Annotated in this window: 20 protein-coding genes; 8 read left to right on the plus strand and 12 right to left on the minus strand. The window is 63.0% G+C overall.

All coding sequences use genetic code 11. The features are described 5' to 3' along the window. The first annotated feature begins 19 nt into the window (after positions 1 to 19). The 8 genes from LCW13_RS13490 to LCW13_RS13525 all read left to right on the plus strand — a co-directional run bounded on the left by LCW13_RS13490 (position 20) and on the right by LCW13_RS13525 (position 7,839). Positions 20 to 1,411, plus strand: a complete 1,392-nt coding sequence (locus LCW13_RS13490) for an NAD(P)/FAD-dependent oxidoreductase (RefSeq protein ID WP_225347154.1) — start codon at positions 20 to 22, stop codon at positions 1,409 to 1,411. Between the two features lie 9 nt (positions 1,412 to 1,420). Continuing rightward, positions 1,421 to 2,236 (plus strand): DUF3261 domain-containing protein, encoded by an 816-nt coding sequence (locus LCW13_RS13495; RefSeq protein WP_225347155.1) that lies wholly within the window; start codon positions 1,421 to 1,423, stop codon positions 2,234 to 2,236. Continuing rightward, entirely contained in the window at positions 2,229 to 3,548 is a 1,320-nt protein-coding gene (locus tag LCW13_RS13500) for a beta-ketoacyl-ACP synthase (protein ID WP_225347156.1), read from the plus strand. Before LCW13_RS13495 ends, LCW13_RS13500 begins: the two co-directional genes overlap by 8 nt. Further along, complete coding sequence (locus LCW13_RS13505) at positions 3,542 to 4,150, plus strand: hotdog family protein (RefSeq protein ID WP_225347157.1); 609 nt, start codon at positions 3,542 to 3,544, stop codon at positions 4,148 to 4,150. Before LCW13_RS13500 ends, LCW13_RS13505 begins: the two co-directional genes overlap by 7 nt. Further along, positions 4,150 to 4,923, plus strand: coding sequence for a 3-oxoacyl-ACP reductase FabG (gene fabG / locus LCW13_RS13510; protein WP_225347158.1), 774 nt, complete (start codon positions 4,150 to 4,152; stop codon positions 4,921 to 4,923). The genes LCW13_RS13505 and fabG overlap by 1 nt, the downstream gene beginning before the upstream one ends. Further along, the gene (locus tag LCW13_RS13515) at positions 4,923 to 6,182 is read left to right on the plus strand and encodes a beta-ketoacyl-ACP synthase (protein WP_225347159.1); all 1,260 of its coding nucleotides are present in this window, start codon (positions 4,923 to 4,925) and stop codon (positions 6,180 to 6,182) included. Before fabG ends, LCW13_RS13515 begins: the two co-directional genes overlap by 1 nt. Positions 6,183 to 6,396: 214 nt before the next feature. Then, positions 6,397 to 6,936 (plus strand): heavy metal-binding domain-containing protein, encoded by a 540-nt coding sequence (locus LCW13_RS13520; RefSeq protein WP_225347160.1) that lies wholly within the window; start codon positions 6,397 to 6,399, stop codon positions 6,934 to 6,936. A 33-nt stretch (positions 6,937 to 6,969) separates the two neighbouring features. After that, on the plus strand, positions 6,970 to 7,839 hold the full coding sequence (locus tag LCW13_RS13525; protein WP_225347161.1) for a 4'-phosphopantetheinyl transferase family protein: 870 nt from the start codon (positions 6,970 to 6,972) through the stop codon (positions 7,837 to 7,839). 12 nt (positions 7,840 to 7,851) lie between these two features. Here LCW13_RS13525 and LCW13_RS13530 read toward each other — a convergent pair whose 3' ends face one another. The 12 genes from LCW13_RS13530 to LCW13_RS13585 all read right to left on the minus strand — a co-directional run bounded on the left by LCW13_RS13530 (position 7,852) and on the right by LCW13_RS13585 (position 21,851). Continuing rightward, positions 7,852 to 8,586: an NYN domain-containing protein gene (locus LCW13_RS13530; RefSeq protein ID WP_131432607.1), complete on the minus strand. Its 735-nt coding sequence runs from the start codon at positions 8,584 to 8,586 to the stop codon at positions 7,852 to 7,854. Positions 8,587 to 8,610: 24 nt separating this feature from the next. Beyond that, a complete protein-coding gene (locus LCW13_RS13535; protein ID WP_225347162.1) occupies positions 8,611 to 9,978 on the minus strand; it encodes a biosynthetic peptidoglycan transglycosylase in 1,368 nt (455 codons plus the stop codon). A 124-nt stretch (positions 9,979 to 10,102) separates the two neighbouring features. Next, positions 10,103 to 10,459 (minus strand): RidA family protein, encoded by a 357-nt coding sequence (locus LCW13_RS13540; protein ID WP_043331456.1) that lies wholly within the window; start codon positions 10,457 to 10,459, stop codon positions 10,103 to 10,105. 410 nt (positions 10,460 to 10,869) lie between these two features. Then, complete coding sequence (locus tag LCW13_RS13545; RefSeq protein ID WP_225347163.1) at positions 10,870 to 11,760, minus strand: universal stress protein; 891 nt, start codon at positions 11,758 to 11,760, stop codon at positions 10,870 to 10,872. Positions 11,761 to 11,936: 176 nt separating this feature from the next. After that, the gene (locus LCW13_RS13550; RefSeq protein ID WP_054555610.1) at positions 11,937 to 13,424 is read right to left on the minus strand and encodes a SulP family inorganic anion transporter; all 1,488 of its coding nucleotides are present in this window, start codon (positions 13,422 to 13,424) and stop codon (positions 11,937 to 11,939) included. A gap of 264 nt (positions 13,425 to 13,688) precedes the next feature. Continuing rightward, complete coding sequence (locus LCW13_RS13555) at positions 13,689 to 14,738, minus strand: DMT family transporter (protein WP_225347164.1); 1,050 nt, start codon at positions 14,736 to 14,738, stop codon at positions 13,689 to 13,691. Positions 14,739 to 14,744: 6 nt separating this feature from the next. Then, entirely contained in the window at positions 14,745 to 15,605 is an 861-nt protein-coding gene (locus tag LCW13_RS13560) for an HAD family hydrolase (RefSeq protein ID WP_225347165.1), read from the minus strand. Positions 15,606 to 15,739: 134 nt separating this feature from the next. Next, positions 15,740 to 16,768, minus strand: a complete 1,029-nt coding sequence (locus tag LCW13_RS13565; protein ID WP_225347166.1) for a cyclodeaminase — start codon at positions 16,766 to 16,768, stop codon at positions 15,740 to 15,742. 58 nt (positions 16,769 to 16,826) lie between these two features. Beyond that, complete coding sequence (locus LCW13_RS13570; RefSeq protein WP_225347167.1) at positions 16,827 to 17,936, minus strand: pyridoxal-phosphate dependent enzyme; 1,110 nt, start codon at positions 17,934 to 17,936, stop codon at positions 16,827 to 16,829. Positions 17,937 to 17,939: 3 nt separating this feature from the next. Further along, positions 17,940 to 19,400, minus strand: a complete 1,461-nt coding sequence (locus LCW13_RS13575; protein ID WP_225347168.1) for an aminotransferase — start codon at positions 19,398 to 19,400, stop codon at positions 17,940 to 17,942. A gap of 96 nt (positions 19,401 to 19,496) precedes the next feature. Next, complete coding sequence (locus LCW13_RS13580) at positions 19,497 to 21,050, minus strand: NAD-dependent succinate-semialdehyde dehydrogenase (protein WP_225347169.1); 1,554 nt, start codon at positions 21,048 to 21,050, stop codon at positions 19,497 to 19,499. 252 nt (positions 21,051 to 21,302) lie between these two features. Next, entirely contained in the window at positions 21,303 to 21,851 is a 549-nt protein-coding gene (locus LCW13_RS13585) for a hemerythrin domain-containing protein (RefSeq protein ID WP_043331576.1), read from the minus strand. Positions 21,852 to 22,111 lie beyond the last annotated feature (260 nt).

A 22,111-nucleotide genomic window follows, 5' to 3' on the forward strand; every position in this document is an offset into this window, starting at 1 on the left:
AACGACAGGGGACGATGCCATGGAATCGGCAGATCGCAGCAACAACCCACCACGCAAGGAAGTCATCATCATCGGCGCCGGACCCGCCGGCGCGGCGGCGGCGGCGTGGCTGGCACGCGCGGGCCATGCGGTGCGCGTACTGGAGCGCAGCCACTTCCCTCGCTTCTCCATCGGCGAGAGCCTGCTGCCACGTTGCATGCAGCATCTGGAGGCCTGCGGCTTGATGGAGGCCGCCGCCGCCGGTGGCTATCAGCGCAAGACCGGTGCGGCCTTCACCCGCCGCGGCGAGCATCGCGTGATCGACTTCCGCGACAAGTTCAGCGACGGCCCCGGCACCACCTGGCAGGTAGAGCGCGCCGACTTTGATCAGCGCTTGATCGAGGGCGCGCGGGCGGCGGGCGCCGAGGTCGAATTCGGTGTCACGGTCACGGGCTTCACTCCGGCTCGCGCCGCGCAGAGCGACGCCACCGGCCATGCGCAGGGGCCACGCCTCACGCTGGCGGATGGCCGCGAGCTTGAGGCCGCCTTCGTGCTGGATGCCAGCGGCTATGGCCGCGTGCTGGCGCGCCTCGAATCGCTTGAGCGTGACCCGCGCCTGGAGCCGCGCATGGCGCTGTTCGGCCATGTCCACGATGGCATCGCCGACCTCGCGCCGCCCGCCGAGGGCTATCGCCGCGACAATATCCTGATCGCCTCGCATCCTACGCATCCCGATGTCTGGTACTGGCTGATTCCCTTCGCCAATGGCCGCGCCTCGCTGGGCGTGGTCGGCCCGCGCGAGCTGATCGAGCCTGCCGCCGAGGACGATGCGCAGACACGCCTGTGGCAGTGGGTGATGGAAGAACCGCGCCTGGCGGAGCTGCTGCGTGATGCTCGACCGGCCAACGCCGTGCAGTCGCTGGGCGGTTACAGCGCCGATGTCAGTCGCCTGCATGGCCCGGGCTATGCGCTGCTCGGCAATGCCGGAGAATTTCTGGACCCGGTGTTCTCCTCCGGCGTGACCATCGCGCTGGAATCGGCGCTGCGTGCCGCGCCGCTGGTCGGGCGTGAGCTTACCGCGACCCGCGATGAGCAGCGCCCCGACTGGGCCAGCGAATATGAGCAGCCGCTGCGCCGTGGCATCGAGGTCTTCCGCGAATTCGTCACCGCCTGGTACGACAGCCGTCTGACCGACATCATCTATCATCCCGAGCCGCATGCGCGGATTCGCCAGATGATCAGCGCGGTGCTCGCCGGTTACGCCTGGGACACGACCAACCCCTTCGTCAGTGCCAGTCGCCGCCGCCTGACGGCCCTTGCCAGACTGACCGCGCCCGAGCAGACACTCGCGCCAGACGCGGTGCCGGAAAGCGATTCGCTCGCTGACCTCAGCGCCTTCGGCCGCGCAGCAAGCGTCGGCGAGAACAGGTAAAGTAGCGTCATGAAAAACATGTCTTTCGCCTCTCACGCTGTTTCTACTGGGCTGCACACAGTCGGGCTGCGCTCAGCAGGGCTGCGCTCTACTGGGCTGCACACAGTCGGGCTGCGTTCAGCAGGGCTGCGCAGCCGCCTCGGGCTGGCCAGCCTTGCCGTGGCCGCCACGCTGCTGTTGAGCGGCTGCAGCCTGCTCGCCCCACAGCCGCTGGAGGCTGCCAGCCCGATGCCGGCGCTGGCGAGTCTCGAGCAGACCAGTACCCAACGTCTGATTCTGCGTGTGGCGCGTATAGAGAGTGATGACAACGCAAAACGGACTGTCGCTGTGGATGCCGAGGCTGGCGAGGGTGCGCAGGAGCAGAATCTGCCGCCTCTCATCGGCGTACTGCGTCAATCGCCCGAGGCCATGCGGCTGGTCATGCTCAGCGTGCAGGGCCAACGCCTGCTGACGCTGGTGCATGATGCCGACGGCAGCCGTTTCGAGAAGGCACGCCCCGAGGTACTCGAGAAGCTGCCCTTCAGCGCCGACTGGCTGGCGCGACGTATCGCCTGGGTGCACTGGCCGCAGGCCGCGATCGATGACGCCTTTGCGAACACAGGCTGGCAGCTGGTACAACGCGGCGACTGGCAACAAAGTCGCCAGCCCGCGCAGCGCATCATCACGCAAGATGGTGTGACCATCGCCGAGCTGACCCGCGATGCCAGTGGCAGCGTGACCCTGCGCGACCCGGCGGCCGACATGCAGCTGACGCTGGAACCGCTGGCAGCGCCCAGCACACAGAACGCCCCTGACGACTCACCGGAAGCTCCCGCGCATGACTGAATCTGTTGCAACCGTGGCCACCGCTACCCCCAAGGGCCGCGACACTGGCAACGCCTGCCGCCTGTCTCGCCCCGGCATCGTCTGCCCGCTGGGCGCAGACCACGGCCTGATCAGCAGTGCGCTGTTCAGCGCCAGCCGTGGCCTGCGTGTCAGTGATGACTTCAGCCCCGGCACGCCGCTGTCGCTGGGGCGCGTCACCGCGCGGCTGGTGGATGACAGCGACTGGCCGGCCCCGCTGCGCTCACGCAACAACCGCCTGCTGGCCACCGCGCTTGAGCAGTTGGCACCGGAACTTGAAGCCCTCAAGCGTCAGGGCATCGCGCCGGAGCGCATTGGCGTGGTGCTCGGTACCAGCACCTCCGGCATCGGCGAGACGGAAGCCGCGATGGACGCCCAGCGCGCCGCCGTCGCCCAGGGCACGCCGAGCGCCGACAGCTGGCCGCAAAGCTTTGAATATCGTCGTCAGGAACTGGGCGCACCCGCCGAGTGTGTCGCCTGGCTGAGCGGCGCGCGTGGGCCGATCTACACCCTGTCCACCGCCTGCACCTCCAGCGCCAAGGCCTTGGCCAGTGCACGTCGTCTGCTGGCCTCCGGCCAGTGCGATGCGGTGATCGCCGGCGGTGCCGACAGCCTGTGCCACATGACGGTGAAGGGCTTCATGAGTCTGGAGGCCGTCAGCCGCAAGCAGAGCCAGCCGCTGGGAGCCGAGCGCGATGGCATCAATCTGGGCGAGGCCGCAGTACTGTTCGTGGTCACGCCGGAGCGCGGCGGCGTACAGCTGACCGGCGTCGGCGAATCCAGCGATGCCCACCATATTTCCGCGCCCTGCCCCGATGGCAGCGGCGCCGAGGCCGCCATGCGCGGCGCGCTCGCCAGTGCCGGCCGCGCCCCCGGTGAGATCGACTACATCAACCTGCACGGCACCGCCACGCCGCTGAATGACGCGATGGAAAGCCTCGCCATCAGCCGCCTGTTCGGTGCAGATGCCGACTCTGACACCGGTTCTGATATCGATCACGCCCGTCTGCCCGCCGTCAGCTCGACCAAGGCCCTTACCGGCCATACGCTGGGCGCCTGCGGGGCGCTGGAAGCCGCCTTCTGCTGGCTGGCGCTGGAACATGGCCGCCTGCCGCCGCATGCCACGCCGCGTGAGGCGCTGGACCCGACGCTGCCTGCGCTCAACATCGTCTATCGTGACCGCCCCGAGACCCCGCCGCTGCGGGTGATGAGCAATGCCTTCGCCTTCGGCGGCAACAATATCTCGCTGGTGCTGGAGCGCCACACCACCGACCCGGAGTCCTCTGCATGCTGACCCCGAGCACCGACTCAGTTTCCCTTGCTGGCGCTGAGGTGCAGCCCCGTGAGGCGCGCTATCCCGCCATGCCCTGCGCCATCGGCCCCTATGTGCCCCATGATGCCGGCATGTGCCTGCTGGATAGCGTGCTGCGCTGTGACGAGCATTCGCTGAGCGCCGACATCACCCCGACGCCAGACAATCTGTTCGCCGAGCCGGACGACGACGGCCAGGCCGTGATTCCCGCCTGGGTCGGGCTTGAGTGGATGGCGCAGGCCATCGCCGCCTGGTCGGGCCTGCAGGCTGCGCGCAGCGGCCAGCCGCCGCGAGTCGGCTTTCTGCTCGGGAGTCGCCGCTATGAGAGCGAAGTCGCCGCCTTTTCCTGCGACTGTCGCTGGCTGATTCATGTTCAGCTCGACTATCGCGCCGACAACGGGCTGGGCGCCTTCGAGGCCACCATCAGCGACGAGCACGGCGCCACTGTCGCGCGTGCCGGCGTCAATGTCTTCGAGCCGGCGCCCGAGCCGCTGCCCTCCGCGGCGTCTACGCAAGAGACCGCACAAGAATCCTCACCCGGACAGCAGGATGCTGCCGGTGCCTCATCGCAAGGTAATGTCTGATGTCTGTCACACCCCTCGCTACTGAAACTGCCACCGCTGCCCCTGAAGCACGCGAGTGGATTCTGGTCACCGGCTCCAGCCGTGGTATCGGCCGCGCCATCGCGCTGCGTCTGGCCCGCGAAGGCTACAACCTGGTGCTGCATTGTCGCTCGCGCCGTGACGCCGCCGAGGAGGTCGCGCGTGAGATCAGCGCCCTGGGCGGCGAATCGCGCATCCTCAGCTTCGATGTCGCCGACCGTGACGCCGCACGCAGCGCGCTGGAAGCCGATATCGAGGCCCACGGCTGCTGCTACGGGGTGGTCTGCAATGCCGGTATCCATGCCGACAACGCCTTCCCGGCGCTCACCGATGAAGACTGGGACAGCGTGATCCGCACCAACCTCGATGGCTTCTACAACGTCATCAAGCCGCTTTCCATGCCGCTGGTACGCCGCCGCAAGCCGGGGCGCATCATCGTGATATCCTCGGTGTCGGGCATGATGGGCAATCGGGGTCAGGTCAACTATTCCGCCGCCAAGGCGGGGCTGATCGGCGCGGTCAAGGCACTTGCGGTGGAGCTGGCCAAGCGCCGCATCACCGTCAATGCCGTCGCACCGGGCGTCATCGCCACCGAGATGACCGAAGGCGTCGAGATGGAAGAGGCGCTGAAGATGATTCCCATGCGCCGCGCAGGGGAAGCCGAGGAAGTCGCCGCCACCGTGGCCTTCCTGTGCTCGAAGGACGCCGGCTACATCACCCGCCAGACCATCGCGGTGAACGGGGGGATGTTCTGATGACGACTTCCTCTCAGGCACTGCGCGGCAGACGTGTCGTGGTCACCGGCATGCATGGCTTCTCGCCCATCGGCAATGACTGGCCGACCCTGCGCGCCAACCTGGCCGCCGGGCGCACCGGCATCCGCTATATCGAGGACTGGGACAAGTACGACGGCCTCAACACCCGCCTCGGCGCGCCGGTCAACGATTTCGAACTGCCCAGTCACTACAACCGTCGCGCGCTGCGCAGCATGGGCCGTGTGGCGCAGCTGGCGACCCGCTCCAGCGAACTGGCGCTGGAAGCGGCCGGCCTGAGTGACAGCCCGCTCAAGGAGAGCGGCCAGATGGGCATCGCCTACGGCGCCTCGGCCGGTGAGCCGGATGCGGTGGCCGACTTCGGCAACATGCTGCTCAACCACTCCACCGACGGGCTCAGCGCCAATTCCTATATCCGCATGATGGCGCACACCGCGCCGGTCAATATCGGCGTGTTTCTCGGTATCAAGGGGCGGATTCACACCACCTCCAGCGCCTGCACCTCCGGCAGCCAGGGCATCGGTTACGCCTATGAGGCGATCCGCTTCGGCCGCCAGACCGCGATGGTCGCCGGTGGCTGCGAGGAGCTGTCCGCCGCCGACGCCGCCGTGTTCGATACCCTGTTCGCCACCAGCACCTGCAATGAGCGCCCGGACCTGTCACCGCGGCCCTTCGATGCCGAACGTGATGGCCTGGTGATCGGTGAAGGCGCCGGCACGCTGATTCTGGAAGAGCTGGAGCACGCCCTGGCGCGCGGCGCGACCATCCACGCCGAGATTCTCGGCTTCGGCACCAACTCCGATGGCCGTCACGTCACCCAGCCGGACGCCAACATGATGGAGGCCGCGATGCGCATGGCGCTGGAGGATGCCGGTGTCGAGGCCTCAGAGATCGGCTATGTCAGCGCCCATGGCACCGCCACCGAGCGCGGCGATATCGCCGAGAGCCATGCCACCCATGCGGTGTTTGGCGATTCCACGCCGATCAGCGCCTTCAAGAGTTACACCGGCCATACGCTGGGCGCCTGTGGCGCGCTGGAGGCCTGGATCGCCATCGAGATGATGCGTGATGGCTGGTTCCACGGCACCGCCAATCTCACCAGTCTCGACCCGCGCTGTGCGCAGCTCGACTACCTCACCGGCGCAGGCCGCGAGATCGAGACGGACACCGTGATGAGCAACAACTTCGCCTTCGGTGGCATCAATACCTCGCTGATTCTGCGTCGCTGGCAGGGCGAGTGAGTCACTGGCAATCTGATCTGGCGCCAGTCATTACGCTTCGCGCTGACGCCTTTGCAGGGTGTCGCCAACGTACGACTTTGCAGCGGGTCGGATCTGGCGCAAGATACGCGCCCGCTGCATGGTCTATGGTGTGATTGGCTCACGCCCCTGGCTGGCTGACGGCGCTATTCACTGGCGTCGCGCCAGTCAATCACCCTGTTAGGAGAGGTCTCAGATGGCGTCACGTTCTGCTCAGTCGCTCGCATCCTCGAAACGTTCCACGGCACCTGCCACGCGCACTCGCTCGGGTCGCGCCTCGCGTGTGCTGACACTGGTGTCTGCACTGCTGCTCGGCTCTGCGGGGCTTGTGGCCTCCGCCCCGGCGGTGGCGCGGGACACGCAGCACTTCCTGCCGATCATGCCGGTGATGGCCAGCACCGCGGCCAGTCAGCGACTGGGCAAGGACGTGGCTTTCTTCTTCGGTGACAAGCAGCCCTACGAGCGGATCGAGAAGCGCGGCTGGGCGCGGGTGAACCCGAAGACCAACGCCACCAACAAGAGCGATGCGGAAGCCTGTCGCTGGGTGTTCCTGTCGGCGCTGCGTGAGCTGCAGGAAAAGGCGCGCGAATATGGGGCCAATGCGGTCATCAACATTCGCAGCGACTATGACAAGGTGCCCTACTCCAGCAGCGAGAAGTACGAGTGCCATGCGGGTAATATCGTCGCGGGCGTCGCGTTGCGTGGGGATCTGGTGATCCTGCATCCGAAGAACTGATTCGCCATCATGACGGCCAGGCAAGGCGAGGGTGTGAGCGAGACAAGTAAGCCGGTTGAGGATAACTCGGCAATCGAGCCTGCGGCGCGCCCGACCGACCACCCCGCCTACCGCTGCGTGGTGCTGGGGCATGCTGCAGCGGATGGCTCCGCTTCGCTGAGCACTGGTTCACTGAGCAGTGGTTCGCTGAGCAGTGATTCGCCATGCATTGAGCCGCTGAGCGTCGGGCGGCCAAGCATTGAGCCGCTGATCTCGCATGATCCCCACGCCCTCGCCGCTTCCTTGGCGTCTGCGACTGGCGGCGCTGCCCGCGCCTTGGCGAATCACTGCTCTGCATCATCCCCTCGGCCAGCCCGCCTGTGGCTGGCCGAGGCGTGTGTGCTGCCAGCATCCTGTGCTGATTCGGCTGCTCCCTCTATCAACTCCTCGGCGGATGCTTCACGCCGTCGCTCGCTGCGCGCTCGCCAGCCGGATGTGGATAACGCGGACACCCCCGTGTCATCTGCCAAGGCCCGCCGTCGCCAGCAACGTGAAGCCGAGTCACACCTCGCTCGCCTCCTGCTAGGTGAACTCGCCGCGGCCCAAGGCATTGTGCTGCCACTGACCGACTGGTCGCCGCGTGGCCAGGCACCCCATCACCCTGCGCTACCGGCAGGCTTCTACGTCTCCATCGCCCACCGCCACGGCCATGTACTCGTCGGCCTCGCCACCGCCCCGCTCGGGCTGGACCTCGAATACCGCAACCCCCGCCACGCCCACGACCTCGACGCCCGCATCGCCATGCTGCCCCAGGACGCACGCGAACACCTCGCCGAGGCATCACACCTCAGCGAGACAGAACGACTGGACGGGTTTTATCGAGAATGGGTGAGGTATGAGGCGGCGTTCAAGTTAATAAGATAATGCGTCTTAAGCTCAGGATTTCCTAGCATCTCTGATATACATGGCAGTTCCATTGCCACGCATTTCTATGGAAAACAGTTCTGATGCTCTAACTAAATCCCCAAGCTTTTTATACCCATAATTAATAGATGAAAAAGAACTTTTATTAGACATATAATGTCCCACTCGGCCTAATAAAGACCACCCATCGTCTTCTGAAGATTGCTCTGCAGCGTTTCTTAGCAAATTGACTAATGCTGTATCACTTCTAAGCTCATTCCTACATCTTGGAACTTGGCTACTATCATCTGGTATATCCGTAACTGGCTCTTCATAATACAATTTTTCAGTATATATAAATGTCGAACAAGCATCTACAAAAGGTCTCGGAGTCTTTTGCTCTCCAAAACCATAGACAGGGAATCCTCCTTCAAGCAGCCTCAAGACTAATGGTGTAAAATCGCTATCACTAGTCATGAGCGCAAAAAGATCAATATTACCACTATAGAGGAGATCCATAGCATCTATAATCATTGCAGAGTCAGTAGCATTTTTACCTTTCGTAAAGGCAAACTGCTGCATAGGCCTTATAGCATTTGGATGAAGCTTTTCAATCCATCCTGATAGCAAAGGGCTGTTCCAATCACCATGGGCATGTCTGACATTAACCACACCATATTTTGCAAGCTCTTCTAGAACCCCTTCAATTGAATTATGACTAACATTGTCACAATCTATCAAAAGCGCAATCCGTTGCTCTCCAGCCATCAGCTCATCCCCTTGTTAGAAGTTTTAGTGGTTACAAAAATTATTTCTTAAGTACTCAACACCTTCAGTAGTATTATTTTCAACCAGTCCCTTTGCAACCATTTCATCATATATTTCAATAATTTTCACGACATCATCCATGGAAATTTTATCATCATCGAGTAAAGCTTGTAATATCTGTCTAATCCTCTTGCCATATATTTTTGACCTGACATTTGATAAACGCTCTATCAAGAAGAATGACTGCGCAATAGAGAAGCTACGCTCGATACCCCCAAAGAAATATTTAGATGCTTGAATTACCCCCATAACCCTGAACTCATACCTTACGGAAGACAAGTACATATCTAGCTGCTCGTCTTTATCTATAACTTTAGTAAACCACTTGGCTAAAAGTATCTCTACAATCTTTCTTCTTTTTGTTTTACTAAAATCTTTTATAAACAATGTACGAACTAACTGCTGTGTAATAGTCGAGCCACCTGACCTTGGGTGCAATTTCAACGAGGACAATATAACTCTTGCAAGCCCCTTCCAACTCACACCGCTGTGACGGTAAAACTCTTTATCCTCTATTCGCACTGCAATTTGCTTGAGGGCCTTTAAGTCAATATTTAATCTCTGAGCTTCGTATACAGATAATTTTGCATGATAAACAATATGCTCTATTCGCTCCTCGACTTTTAACGAGAGTAGCTTAGACACATACTGAGTAAAAACAAGAAGCATACTCTCGTGCTTATCTAGCAAAGCGTGCCTATATAGGAAACAAAAGGCAACAAAAGCAAGGAATGATGCTGGAACAGAGACAACCAGATCAGCATTCAAAGTAGAAGCTATTGACAACCCGCCTACATCTAACAAAATAGTCAAAATAAAATATATTACAAAAGCCGAGATTCCTGATATGGCATAGCATGGATATGCTACGTAAGTTTTCCAGCCTGGAAACATACGTATGGCAAATGGTTCATTAGCTCCTTCAATCCGCCAATTAGGAAGAACGAGCTGAAACTCACCATATTTAACACCGAGCACAGTTCTCAAAACAACTACTTTTCTAGCCGCATATACTATTGATTTTTGTCTTGCAGCAAAATGAAACAAAAATAGAACAGTAAATAGAATAGTGATAATGAGAAAAGCAAAAAGCATAGACTCAACTGGCATCAAAAAATCTTTATTACCTGTAATGCTTTCCAATTTACCTAAAGTCAGTGAACCGAATGCTGCACCTATTACAATCGCGATATTAGCCGCGCTCAAGAAGACCTTCTCTTCCGTTTCTAACGTTTTTGACGCTGACCTATACTCTTCAAGAATCATTTCATTATTATCAAACTTAAACGTTGGGTAGTGCTGCTTCCAACCTGGGTTATCGCCACTATTCATCCAAAACCACCTATAAGCCCATCATGCAAAGAAAACATTTCTTAACACTTATACCCTAAACGACTAATAATAAAAAACCCCGCCAGAGAAATCTCTGCCGGGGTTAGGAAAACCATACTGCGAGTTACTTAACAGCGGCGACCACGGTAATTTCACACAGCAGTTCCGGGCTGGCCATGGCGGCTTGTACACAGGCGCGGGCGGGGGCGTGACCTTGTGGCACCCAGGTGTCCCAGATGTCGTTGAAGGTCTTGAAGTCGTCCATTGTCTTGAGATAGACGGTGGCGGAGAGCAGGTGCTCGCGGTCGGTGCCGACTTCTTCCAGCAGCGCATCGACACGCGCGAGCATGCTGTTGGCCTGGTCCGTGATATTCCCGAAGCGATGGTCCGGACCGGCGACCTGGCCACACAGGTAGATGGTGTTGTTGTGGATCACGGCGCGGCTCATGCGCGGCTTGGTGTCATGGCGTTGGATGTTCATCGAGAGTGTCCTTGTGCTGTTCTTCTTGGGTAGTGAAAAAATGCCCCCAGCGGTGCTGATACAGAAAAGACCGCTAGCGAAGCAGGGTGAGGTCAGTCCTTCAGCGTTCCAGATTCGCGCGAGCGGCGCAACGCGACCTGCGGAGAATATTACCCTGCATCAGAAGAACCTGTGGTTTCAGTTATGGGGGCTCTTGTGGTGGCTCTTGTGGTGACAGCTGTTGTTTCACGCGTGCTGCCGGTGATGCAGGAAAACGTGCGTGAACTCAAGACTGCCGGTATACGAAGACACCCGCCAGACAGCAAGACGCCGCGCCCGAGAGATTACGGAAGCGCGGCGTCACGGCAATGATGGAACGGCTCGCTCATCAGCCAATGCTCATAGAGCCGCCTGAGCGCCTCAGGGATGGCTCAGCGCAGGATCAGCAGCGGCACCGTGGCGTTGCGAATCATCTCGGTGGTGGTGCTGCCGACCAGCAGCTGACGGATGCGCGAGTGGCCATAGGCGCCCATCACCAGCATGTCGATGGTGTGTTCCTTGGCATATTCGCGCAGGCAGGCTTCCACCTCTCCTGCTCTGAAGCTGGCCTGCACGCTGAAACCTGCCGCGGTGAGGGTGTCGCGCGCGGCGTCCAGCGGAGCCTGATGTTCCACCGACTCCGCGCCGACCATCACCAGATGCAGCTCCGCGCCTTGCAGCAGCGGGCTTGCCGCCAATACCTCGACGGCGCGCTTGATGGTGGTGCTGCAATCGAAGGCGATCAGCACCCGCGTCGGCTGATTGAACTCGCCCGGCACCACCAGCACCGGACGATGCAGACTGCGAATCACGCGCTCCAGATTGCTGCCCAGGTGCTCGCTGGCCTGCTCCGCCCCTTCGCCGCGCTTGCCGATCACCAGCAGGCGAATCTCGTCTTCCAGCTCCGCGAGGGTCTCGACCAGCTCTCCATTGCGCTGGCGTGGACGCGGCTCCGCGATACCCGCCTGCACGGCGCGCTCGTAGGCGGCCTCCAGCATCAGGCGGCCCTGCTCCTGGGCGATACGCCCGCGTTGCTCATCCAGGGTGGCGAGCTCTTCCAGCAGATGCTCGCGCGCACCGAGCCCGATACTGCCGGAGAGATCACTGTTGGTCTCGCCCGCCCCTTCCTGGCGGTCGATCACATGCAGGAAGCTCAGCGGCGCCGAGAGACGTTGGCTTGCCCATACGGCGGCATCACACACGGAGACGGCAAAGGCGGAGCCGTCAATGCAGGCGGTGACCTTGTCATGGCCTGTCAGGGCACTGGCAGAGGATTGGCTCATGGCGTGCTTCCTTATGCTGACGATCAAGGTGGCGCTTCAGGCGCCTGTTTCGAGATTACCACTTTCCGACCCTACCAACGCAAACGGCGGGCAGCCCGTGAAGGACTGCCCGCCGTCTTTACGCATCAATCACGCTGCTGGCGCCGCCCTCGATCAGGCGGGTGGCGCCAACGGGATCAATGCCCCATCAGTTTCTCGACCGCATCCGGCTTGTCATGCACCGCGAAGCGATCCACCAGCGTGGCGCTGGCTTCGTTGAGGCCACGCACCTCGACCTCGGTACCCTCGCGGCGGAACTTGACCACCACGGTGTCCAGCGCGCCGATGGCGGTGATGTCCCAGAAGTGTGCACGGCTGACGTCGATGACGACACGCTCGACGGTCTCCTTGAGGTCAAAACCGGCCTGGAACTGCTCGCTGGAGGCGAAGAACACCTGACCGACCACGCGGTATTCGCGGGTACGACCATCGGCATTCATGTCGCTGCCGATATGCAGCACCTGACCGATCTTGTTGGCGAAGAACAGCGCCGAGAGCAGCACGCCGACCAGTACGCCGATCGCCAGGTTGTGGGTCGCGACCACGACGGCCACGGTGCCCAGCATGACGATGTTGGTGGACATCGGGTGGGTCTTGAGGTCACGGATCGACTGCCAGGAGAAGGTGCCGATGGAGACCATGATCATCACCGCGACCAGTGCGGCCATCGGAATCTGCGAGACCCACGGGCCGAGGAACACGACCAGGATCAGCAGCACGACACCCGCCACCATGGTGGAGAGACGCGTACGACCGCCGGACTTCACGTTGATCATCGTCTGGCCGATCATCGCGCAACCCGCCATGCCGCCAAGGAAGCCGGTGACGACGTTGGCCGCGCCCTGGCCCTTGCACTCACGGTTCTTGTCGGACGGCGTATCGGTCAGATCATCGACCAGGGTGGCCGTCATCAGGGATTCCAGCAGGCCCACGACCGCCAGCGGCAGCGAGTACGGCAGGATGATCCACAGGGTTTCCAGATTGAAGGGGATGTCCGGAATCAGGAACACCGGCAGGCTGTCCGGCAGCTCGCCCATGTCGCCGACGGTGCGGATATCCAGACCGACGACCATCGCGAAGATGGTGAGCACGATGATGCAGACCAGCGGCGACGGCAGCAGCTTGCCGACCTTCGGCACCAGCGGCAGCAGGTAGATGATGCCGAGACCGGCCGCCGTCATGGCGTAGACGTGCCAGGTGACGTTGGTCAGCTCCGGCAGCTGGGCCATGAAGATCAGGATCGCCAGCGCATTCACGAAGCCGGTGACCACCGAGCGCGACACGAAGCGCATCAGCGAGCCGAGCTTGAAGTAGCCGAAGATGATCTGGATCACGCCGGTCAGCACGGTGGCGGCCAGCAGGTATTCCAGGCCGTGGTCCTTGACCAGGTCGACCATCAGCAGTGCCATGGCACCGGTGGCGGCGGAGATCATGCCCGGACGGCCACCGGCGATGGCGGTCACCACGGCGATGGAGAAGGAGGCATACAGGCCGACCTTGGGGTCGACACCGGCAATGATGGAAAAGGCGATGGCTTCGGGGATCAGGGCCAACGCCACCACCAGGCCGGACAGGATGTCGGGCCGGAGGTTGGAGAGCCACTGCTGTTTGAGGCTGCTTGTCATCGAGTCGTCCGCAACAGGTTGGGGAAGGTGGTGTGCGTGCTGGATCCTGGCGCTGTCGAGTCAGTCTGGCGTCCGGTTGTTGCAATCTTCATCACTGCCGTCAGGGGCAGTGCCGCTCGCGCCTGGCTCGCGTCGTGAAGTCGCCGTCGTTTCCGATCGCCCTGTGGCTTTCTTCGCGCCATGAGCTATTCGCTCCGGTCGCCGTGAGGCGTCCAGAGGGCTGTCATTTGACAGTGAATAAACTCGGGGATGGGCGGGATTGTATCAGTTGCCGCCCGCAGACGCATCCGCAGAAGGCGTGCGCGTGGCCTGCAGGTGACGCAGGCGGCGGTCGATCAGGCTCTTGATCAGCATCGCGCCCAGCACCATGGCGCCGCCCACCCAGCCGCGCACGGTCAGCGACTCGTCCAGCACCCACCACACCCACAGGATGCCGAACACGCTTTCCAGCAGCATCAGCAGCGCCACCTCGGCGGACGGCAGATACAGCGGACCACGCTGGATCAGCGTGAAGCCCAGCGGCGATAGCACCAGACACAGCAGCACCAGCCAGCCGGCGCGCCGGGCGAAATCATCGCTGTGCGAGGGCCATAGCTGGGTGAGCACGCTCTCGAGGCCCTCTGCTGCACCCTCCCCAGCACCAGAGACCGCCAACCACGTGCAGGCCAGCAGGCCGCACAGCGCGGTCAGCAGTCCCGACAGTGTCAGCATCGGGCTCATGTCGAGGCCCGGGCGCGTACGGCACAGCGTGAAGTTGCCCGCCAGTGACAGGCTGCAGCCCAGCGCGAGCAGATTGCCGGTCAGTGAGCCGTTGCCCGCCTCGTCCATCACCAGCAGCGTGATGCCCGCCAGCGAGACCAGAATCGCGCCCCATACATGGCGCGGCTGACGCTCGCCCAGCCATAGCCGCGACATCAGCGCCGCGAACAGCGGACTGGCAGCGAGGATGATCAGCACATTGCCGGCGCGGGTGTATTGATTGGCGAGCACGAAGCCCAGCGTGGAGCCGGTGAACAGCAGCGCGACCCACAGCCCCGTACGCCCGCAGCCACGCATGCGCGCCAGCGCACTGGCGAAGCGCTGGCCTGGCCCGCCGCGCTGGGTGAGCAGCAGAATCAGCGCAAAGCCGATGGCCGTCAGCAGGCCGCGCCAGAACACCAGCGGGCCATCGGCGACATCGGCGAGGCGCAGCAACAGCGCATCCGGCGAGATCAGCAACACGCCCAGCGCCGTCAGCGCGACGCCGCGCGCCTGCAGGGCTCTGGCATCCGGGCCGTGATCGCGGGAAAGATGGGAGTCAGTCGACGGCTGCATGCACGCTCAGTCCGATTCGATGGACAGGTGCGACTGGCGCCAGTCGACCACCGGCCAGCCACGCGCTTCGGCGAACTGGCGCAGCGGCGCATCCGGCTGGGTGGCGTGGGGATGATCGACCCGCTCGAGCAGCGGCAGGTCGTTGTGGGAATCGGAGTAGCCCCACAGTGCCTGCGGCGCACGCTTGAGCTGGCTGGCGTCTTCCAGCCAGGCATCCAGCGCCGCCAGCTTGCCTTCGCGGAAGGTGACGATGCCGGTGGTCTCGCCGGTGAAGCGGCCCTCTTCATCGAAGGCAGGATGGGTGGCCAGCGCGCCATCGGCGGTCAGACGACTGGCGATGGGGCCGACCAGATGATGCATGGAGGCGGAGATGATCAGGGTGCGATGGCCCGCCTCGCCGTGTTCGGCCAGCCGTGCGATGCCGCCTTCCAGCAGACGCGGCATTACCATTTCTTCCACGAAATCATCGACTTCACGACGCACCTCATCGCGATGCCGTCCGATGAGCGGGCTGAGCAGATGGCCGGTATGCTCGTGGATATCTAGGGTGCCGGCGTGATACTCGCTCTGGTGGCGCTCGCCGATGGCCATGAAGGCATCGACATCCTCGATCCAGCCACAGGCGGCCATCCAGCGCATCCACATGCCGGTGCAGTCGCCATCGAGCAGGGTATCGTCGAGATCGAACACCGCCAGCGGGGAATCCAGCTGGCAGAAATGGCGCAGATACCCCTCACCCGGCGGCGATAGCGGTGGCAGCAGCGTCACGGCATCGCAGTCGGCACAGAGATCCGCCAGCGGTGAGCGGCGGACCTCTACCCCGGGGGCAGCATTGAGGGCGCGCGGCGCAGCAGAGGGTGAGGGCATGGTTCGAGTCACGACAGGCTCCGAGTGGACGAGGGAGTCAACGGCTTCCTGCCGTTACTGCGTGACCCTCGCATGCGGCGCCGCGCTGGGCAAGTCCGTCGCGCCTTCATGACCCGCAGTCGCTGCGCGCGGCGCTAGCGCTGGGCGAGTCGAGCGAGCGCCAGACTGGCAATCGCGGTGTCCTGCACGCCGGTGCCGGTAAGGTCTGCCACCGTGATGAGGGTATCAGTGGCGGTTTCAGCCTGTTCACCGCTGTTCTGGTCACCGCTGTTCTGGTCACCGTCACGCAGACGACGCCCATCGGCCAGCAGCTTGCCCAGCTCGTACACCTCGCATGCCTTGGCCTGGTCTTCATCCAGCCCCTTGAGCTCCCCATTGATTTCCGACTGGGCGCGGCTGTCACACACGAAGTAGTCGCAATCGGTCAGCACGTCGGCTTCCAGCTCGCGCTTCTCGGGGCTGTCGGAGCCCATCGCGGTGACATGCACGCCTTCCGGCAGCATCGAGTATTCCAGCAGCGGCGTGTGAGACGGCGTGGCGGTGATGATGATATCGGCGTTCTGACACACCGCATGCAGGCTGTCATGGCTGCGCACGGTGAGTCCCAGGCGCTGCTCGGTGTCGCGCGCGAAGCGCTCGCCGCGCTCCTTGTCGCGTGCCCAGACATCGACACTCTCGATATCGCGCACCAGTCGCAGCGCTTCCAGCTGCAGGCTCGCCTGCTCACCGGCGCCGATCAGTGCGACGCGCTTGCTGTCGGGGCGTGACAGGGCCTCTGCCGCCACGGCACCGGCCAGCGCGGTGCGAATGGCGGTGAGATAGCCACCGTCATCCAGCAGGGCCTTGGCCAGCCCCGTCTCGGCGGAGAACACCACCATCAGGCCATTGAGGCTTGGCAAGCCGCGGGCGGGATTGTTGAAGAAGCCGGGGCTGATCTTGATCGCGAAGTGCTTGAGCCCCTGAATGTGGGCGGTCTTGACGTCCACCTCGCCGTTGGCCTCCTCGATGGCCATCGACAGGATCGGCGGCTGCACCACCTTGCCTTGGCCCAGCGCGATGAAGGCATCGCGAATGGTGCCCAGTGCCGTGGCGTCCAGCCCCACGACCTGCTCGATCTGTTCACGGGAATACGTCTGCATGCTTTCTTGAGTCGGTTCCGTCATGCGCCCTCCTCCTGATGTGCCATCATCTGTCTCACGCTGTGAGCCATGGGCGAAAAAATCACTGCTGAGCGTCCGCCAGCAGCGCTCTGGCCTGATCGAAGGTCTCCAGACTGACGCCATTGCCGCTGATGATCAGCGCGACACGCTGGCCGCGGATCGACTCGGCCAGCGCCGGGTCGGTCTCGCCCAGTCGCGAGGCCTCAAGCGCGGCAAGCCCGACCACGGCGGCGCCCTCGACCAGCAGCTTCTCCTCTTCCAGCAGCATCAGCATGGCGCGGGCGATGGCGCGCTCGCTGACCTGATGGTGTTCATCCATCACGCGGCGCACCAGCGGCAGCGTGGTGTGATTGCCAAGCCCGATGCCGCCGCCCAGCGAATCCGCGAGGCTGGCGACCTCTTGCACCTCCACCGGTGTGCCCGCCTGCAGGCTATGCCACATCGCGGCGCCTTCGGTGAGGCTGATGCCATGCACGCGGGTCTCGGGGCGAATCGCCTTGAGCGCCGCCCCGATACCGCCGAGCAGGCCGCCGCCGGACAGTCCGATCAGTACCTGATCGAGCTGCGGGCAATCTTCCATCAACTCAAGCCCGATGGTGCCCTGACCGGCCGCGATCAGCGGGTCATCGAAGGGCGGCACCGCCAGCATCCCCTCCTCCTCGACCAGCCGATTGACCTCGTGGAAGGCCTCGTCCTGACTGCGCCCGACCCGGCGCACCTCGACACTGCCACCAGTGGCACCGCCCAACTCACCCAGCGCCTCGATGGCACGCACCTTGTTGGCGGGCACCTGCTCGGAGAGACAGATGACCGCCCTGAGGCCACGGCGCATCGCGGCGTAGGCCAACGCGCGACCATGATTGCCGGTGGAGGCGGTGGTCACGCCGCGCTGGAGGCGCTCGTAGGCCTCCCCGGCGGCCTGCTCCGCCACGGCGGCCAGCAGATTGCTGGCCCCGCGCAGCTTGAAGGCGCCAGTGGGCTGGCGGGTCTCCAGCTTGAGCAGAATCTCGGCATCGAAGCGGCGCGACAGCGCCGGTGAAGGCACCAGCGCTGTGCGTTCGACACCCGTGGCCGTCGATGAATGAAACAGCCGCTGGCGCGCGGCATGGATATCGGCCAGCGCCAGCGGCGTTTCCCGTGTGCTCTTGAGCGGGGGTAAGGTCAATGCCATGGCCTACTGATCACCAGACGTGAGATCGCCATTGTCGACAAGCTCCTGATGCACCTTGTCCACGGCGCGACGCGCGCGGGCGACGATGTCATCGATTTCCTCAGGCGTGACCACCAGCGGCGGCGCGAAGCCGAGGATGTCGCCCTGCGGCATGGCGCGAGCGACCAGGCCTTCCTCGAGGGCTGCCGCGGAGATGCGCGGGCCGACCTTGAGCGCTGAGTCGAACGCCTTGCGCTGTGACGGCTGCGGCGAGAACTCCAGCGCCGCCAGCAGGCCGATGCCACGCACATTGCCGACGATGGGGTGATCGGCGAAAGCCTCCTGCATGGCGTTCTGCAGATAGGCGCCGGTATCGCGGGCGTTGTCGACCAGGCCCTCGCGACGGATGATCTCCAGGTTGGCGACACCGGCGGCGGCGCCCAGCGCATGGCCGGAGTAGGTCCAGCCATGGCCGATGGGGCCGAATTCGCCGGTGCCCTGCTCCAGCACCTTCCACACGCGGTCACCGACGATGACCCCGGACAGCGGCTGATAGGCGCTGGTCAGGCCCTTGGCGATGGTGACCAGGTCCGGCTTGATGCCGAAGTGCTGGTAGCCGAACTGGCTGCCGATGCGCCCGAAGCCGCACACCACCTCATCGCAGATCAACAGGATGTCGTGGCGCTTGAGCACGGTCTGGATGGCCTCCCAGTAGCCCTCCGGCGGCGGCACGATGCCACCGGTGCCCAGCACCGGTTCGCCGATGAAGGCGCCGACGGTCTCCGGCCCTTCGGCCTGGATCATCGCCTCGAGCTTCTCGGCGCACCAGGTGGAGAATTCGCGCTCGCTCATCTCGGCGCACTCGGCGGGACGACGATAATAGTCCGGCGCCTCGGTGTGCAGGATGCCCGGAATCGGCAGATCGAAGTGATCATGGAAGGCCGCCAGTCCGGTCAGCGAGCCTGAGGCGATGCCGGAGCCGTGATAGCCGCGCCAGCGCGAGATGACCTTCTTCTTCTCCGGCTTGCCGATCACGTTGTGGTAATAGCGCACCAGCTTGAGCTGGGTCTCGTTGGCATCACTGCCGGACATGCCGTAATAGACCTTGGACATGTCGGGGCCGGCCAGCTCGAGAATCTTCTCGGACAGCGCGATCTGCGGCTCATTCGAGTGGCCGACATAGGTGTGGTAGTAGCTGAGCTTGAGGGCCTGCTCGTGGATGGCATCAGCGACTTCCGTGCGCCCGTAACCGATGTTGACGCAGTAGAGGCCGGCGAAGCCATCGATCAGCTCACGCCCGTCACGCTCGCGGATGCGGATGCCTTCGCCACCGGTGATCACGCGGCCCGGTGCATCGCCCTGGGCGTAATCGCGCAGGTGGGTCGAGGCATGGAAGGTGACCTTGCGATCACGGCGAATCAGCTCATCGGTCGAGGTCGCGTCGTCGAAGCTGGCGGCCTGACTCAGGGTGTTATCGGTGCTCATGTGACTCTCCGAATGCTCAACTAGGGGCGATCGACCGGTGGTGCTCAATGGCCACCGGTCGCCATGATCGACATGTGACAGTGAAGGATGTCCGTCTCAACTTCCGGAGGCGCTTTCCAGTCCACCCAGACAGTAGTACTTGATATCGAGATATTCCTCGAGCCCCTGACGGCCACCTTCGCGACCCAGGCCAGATTGCTTGACGCCGCCGAAGGGAATCGGCGCGCCGGTCATCTTGACGGAATTGACGGAGACCATGCCGAAGCGCAGGCCACGCATCAGTTGCCAGATGCGGCGCACATCGTGGGTATAGACGTAGGCGGCGAGGCCGTATTCGGTGTCGTTGGCCATCGCGATCACCTCTTCCTCATCGTGCCAGGCGGTGATGCCGGCCACCGGCGAGAAGGTTTCCTCGCGCCAGACGCGCATGTCCGGCGTGATGTCGGCCAGCAGTACCGGCATGAAGAAGTTGGGGCCCGGCGCCATGCTCTGGTCGCCGTGGATCAGCCGCGCGCCACGCTCGACGGCGTCATCGACGATGGTCTGCGCCTTGGCGACGGCGTCGCGGTGGATCAGCGGGCCAAGGTCGATCCCCTTCACCTGACCATTGCCGACCTTGAGCTGCTTCATGATGCGTGCGAAGTGGCTCAGGAAGTCCTCGTAGAGGCTGTCGTGGACCAGGATACGGTCGGCCGCGAGGCAGTCCTGACCGGAGGTCTGGAACTTGGCATCGACGGCGGCGCGCGCAGCCTCCTCGGGGTCCATGTCCGGCCCGACGATGAAGGGGGCGTTGCCGCCCAGTTCCAGCGAGACACGCTTGACGCTGTCGGCGCACTGTTTCAGCAGCAGACGCCCGACCCGGGTGGAGCCGGTGAATGACAGCCCAGCGACGCGCGGGTCGTCACACAGCTGCCTGGAGACCTCGGAGGCCTCGCCGGTGATGACGCTGAAGACACCTGCGGGAATGCCGGCACGCTCGGCCAGCTCCGCCAGCGCCAGCGCCGAGAACGGCGTCTCGCCGGCCGGCTTGACCAGCACCGTGCAGCCCGCCGCCAGCGCGGCCGCGGCCTTGCGAGTGATCATCGCCAGCGGGAAGTTCCACGGCGTGATCAGCGCCGCGACACCGATAGGCTCACGCACGGTGCCCAGCGCGGCATTCGGGATATGGCTGGGAATGGTCTCGCCGAAGGCACGATTGCCCTCCTCGGCGAACCAGTGAACGAAGCTGGCGCCGTATTCCACCTCGCCACGCCCATCGTCCAGCGACTTGCCCTGCTCACGCGTCATCAGCATGGCCAGGTCTTCCTTGTGGGCGCGGATGAGGTCGTACCAGGCATCCAGCAGCTCGCCGCGCTGGTCGACGCGCAGCTTGCGCCATTCACTCTGGGCCGCATCGGCGGCGGCGATGGCGGTGTCGATCTGCGCCTCCTCGAGCCACGGCACCTGGCCGAGACGCTCGCCGGTGGCGGGGTCGAAGACCGCCTCCTCACGCCCGCCTTCGCCATGCACCCAGCAGCCATTCACGTAGGCGAGCTGGCGAAACAGGCGCGGGTCTTCCAGGGCAATGCCTTGGCTGGCGAACTGGGTGGGCTCGGACGTCGCTCCGTCCTGGGAAGTTGCCCACTGTCGTGCAAGAGATTGAGCACTCATCGCTTGTCTCCCGGGCCGCACGGCCGTCATCTGAGAAGGCGGAACACCGCCAAAGACAACGCCCACCGAAACGCGGCGGGCGTCATGTGATGACCTCAGTGTGGGGGAGATGGGACGTGGAGACTTTCGGAATACCCGCCAACGACTTGGCGTTCTTTCTGTTGTGGCGGGTAAAGTGCGGATTCTTTCTGTGTGGCGAGTTCCTGACTAGACGGTTATGGATCAGAGCGTCACTGATCGGACCGACGTGGCTCAGGCGGTCACGACATCACTCTCGGTCAGCTCGGCGTAGAGTTCCGGGTAGGCTTCCTGGAGGCGCTCAAGCTCGGTGCGCGCATGCGGGATGGCATCGGTCAGCTGCTGCCATTCCTCGTCACTGAGGTTGTCGCGCATCAGCGGGAACAGCTCCTGGCGCTCGGCACGCAGGTAGTCACGGTGTGCCTCCACATACTCGCGCAGGTCGGCATTGAACTGATCCATCGGGATGATCTGGTCCATCAGGATGCTGTCGAGATTGTCGGACAGCTTGTCCAGACGCTCGTGCAGGGTGCGATATTGCTGGATGAGGCGCTGACAGAGTGGCGCGGCGTCTTCGGAGCGTTCGCACAGCATCTGGGTGCATTGACGCTCCAGCGGAATGATGAAGCCCTGCATGTAATCGAGAATGTAATCCACCACCTCACGCATCATGCGAAAGTCGGGACGCTCACCACTGACGAGCGTCTTGTGGCGGTGCGAAAGCACGTGCAGCAGACGGGCCATGTTGGCGTGGTCCTGGCGCAGCTGAGTCACATTGGGCATGACTTCCTCCTCCTTACGGAACAGGTGGCCGATGCTGGCAGACAGCGCTGCCGCCTCGGGCATTGCTACCGAATGTAGCAATGTCGTCACCTAGAAGTGTAGGACACATCCCCCGAGCGCCAGTTAGACGTTGGGTGGGATTGCCTAAATGAGCGTGTCATGCTGTCAGGAAAACATGACAGTCTGGTGCAATGCCACGCGCGGCCTGAGGCCGCTGACTGACCGTGCCGCCCCTGCTGATTTGTACAGTCCTGCAGGAT

This window comes from Cobetia amphilecti (assembly GCF_020217465.1).
Taxonomy (GTDB): domain Bacteria; phylum Pseudomonadota; class Gammaproteobacteria; order Pseudomonadales; family Halomonadaceae; genus Cobetia; species Cobetia amphilecti.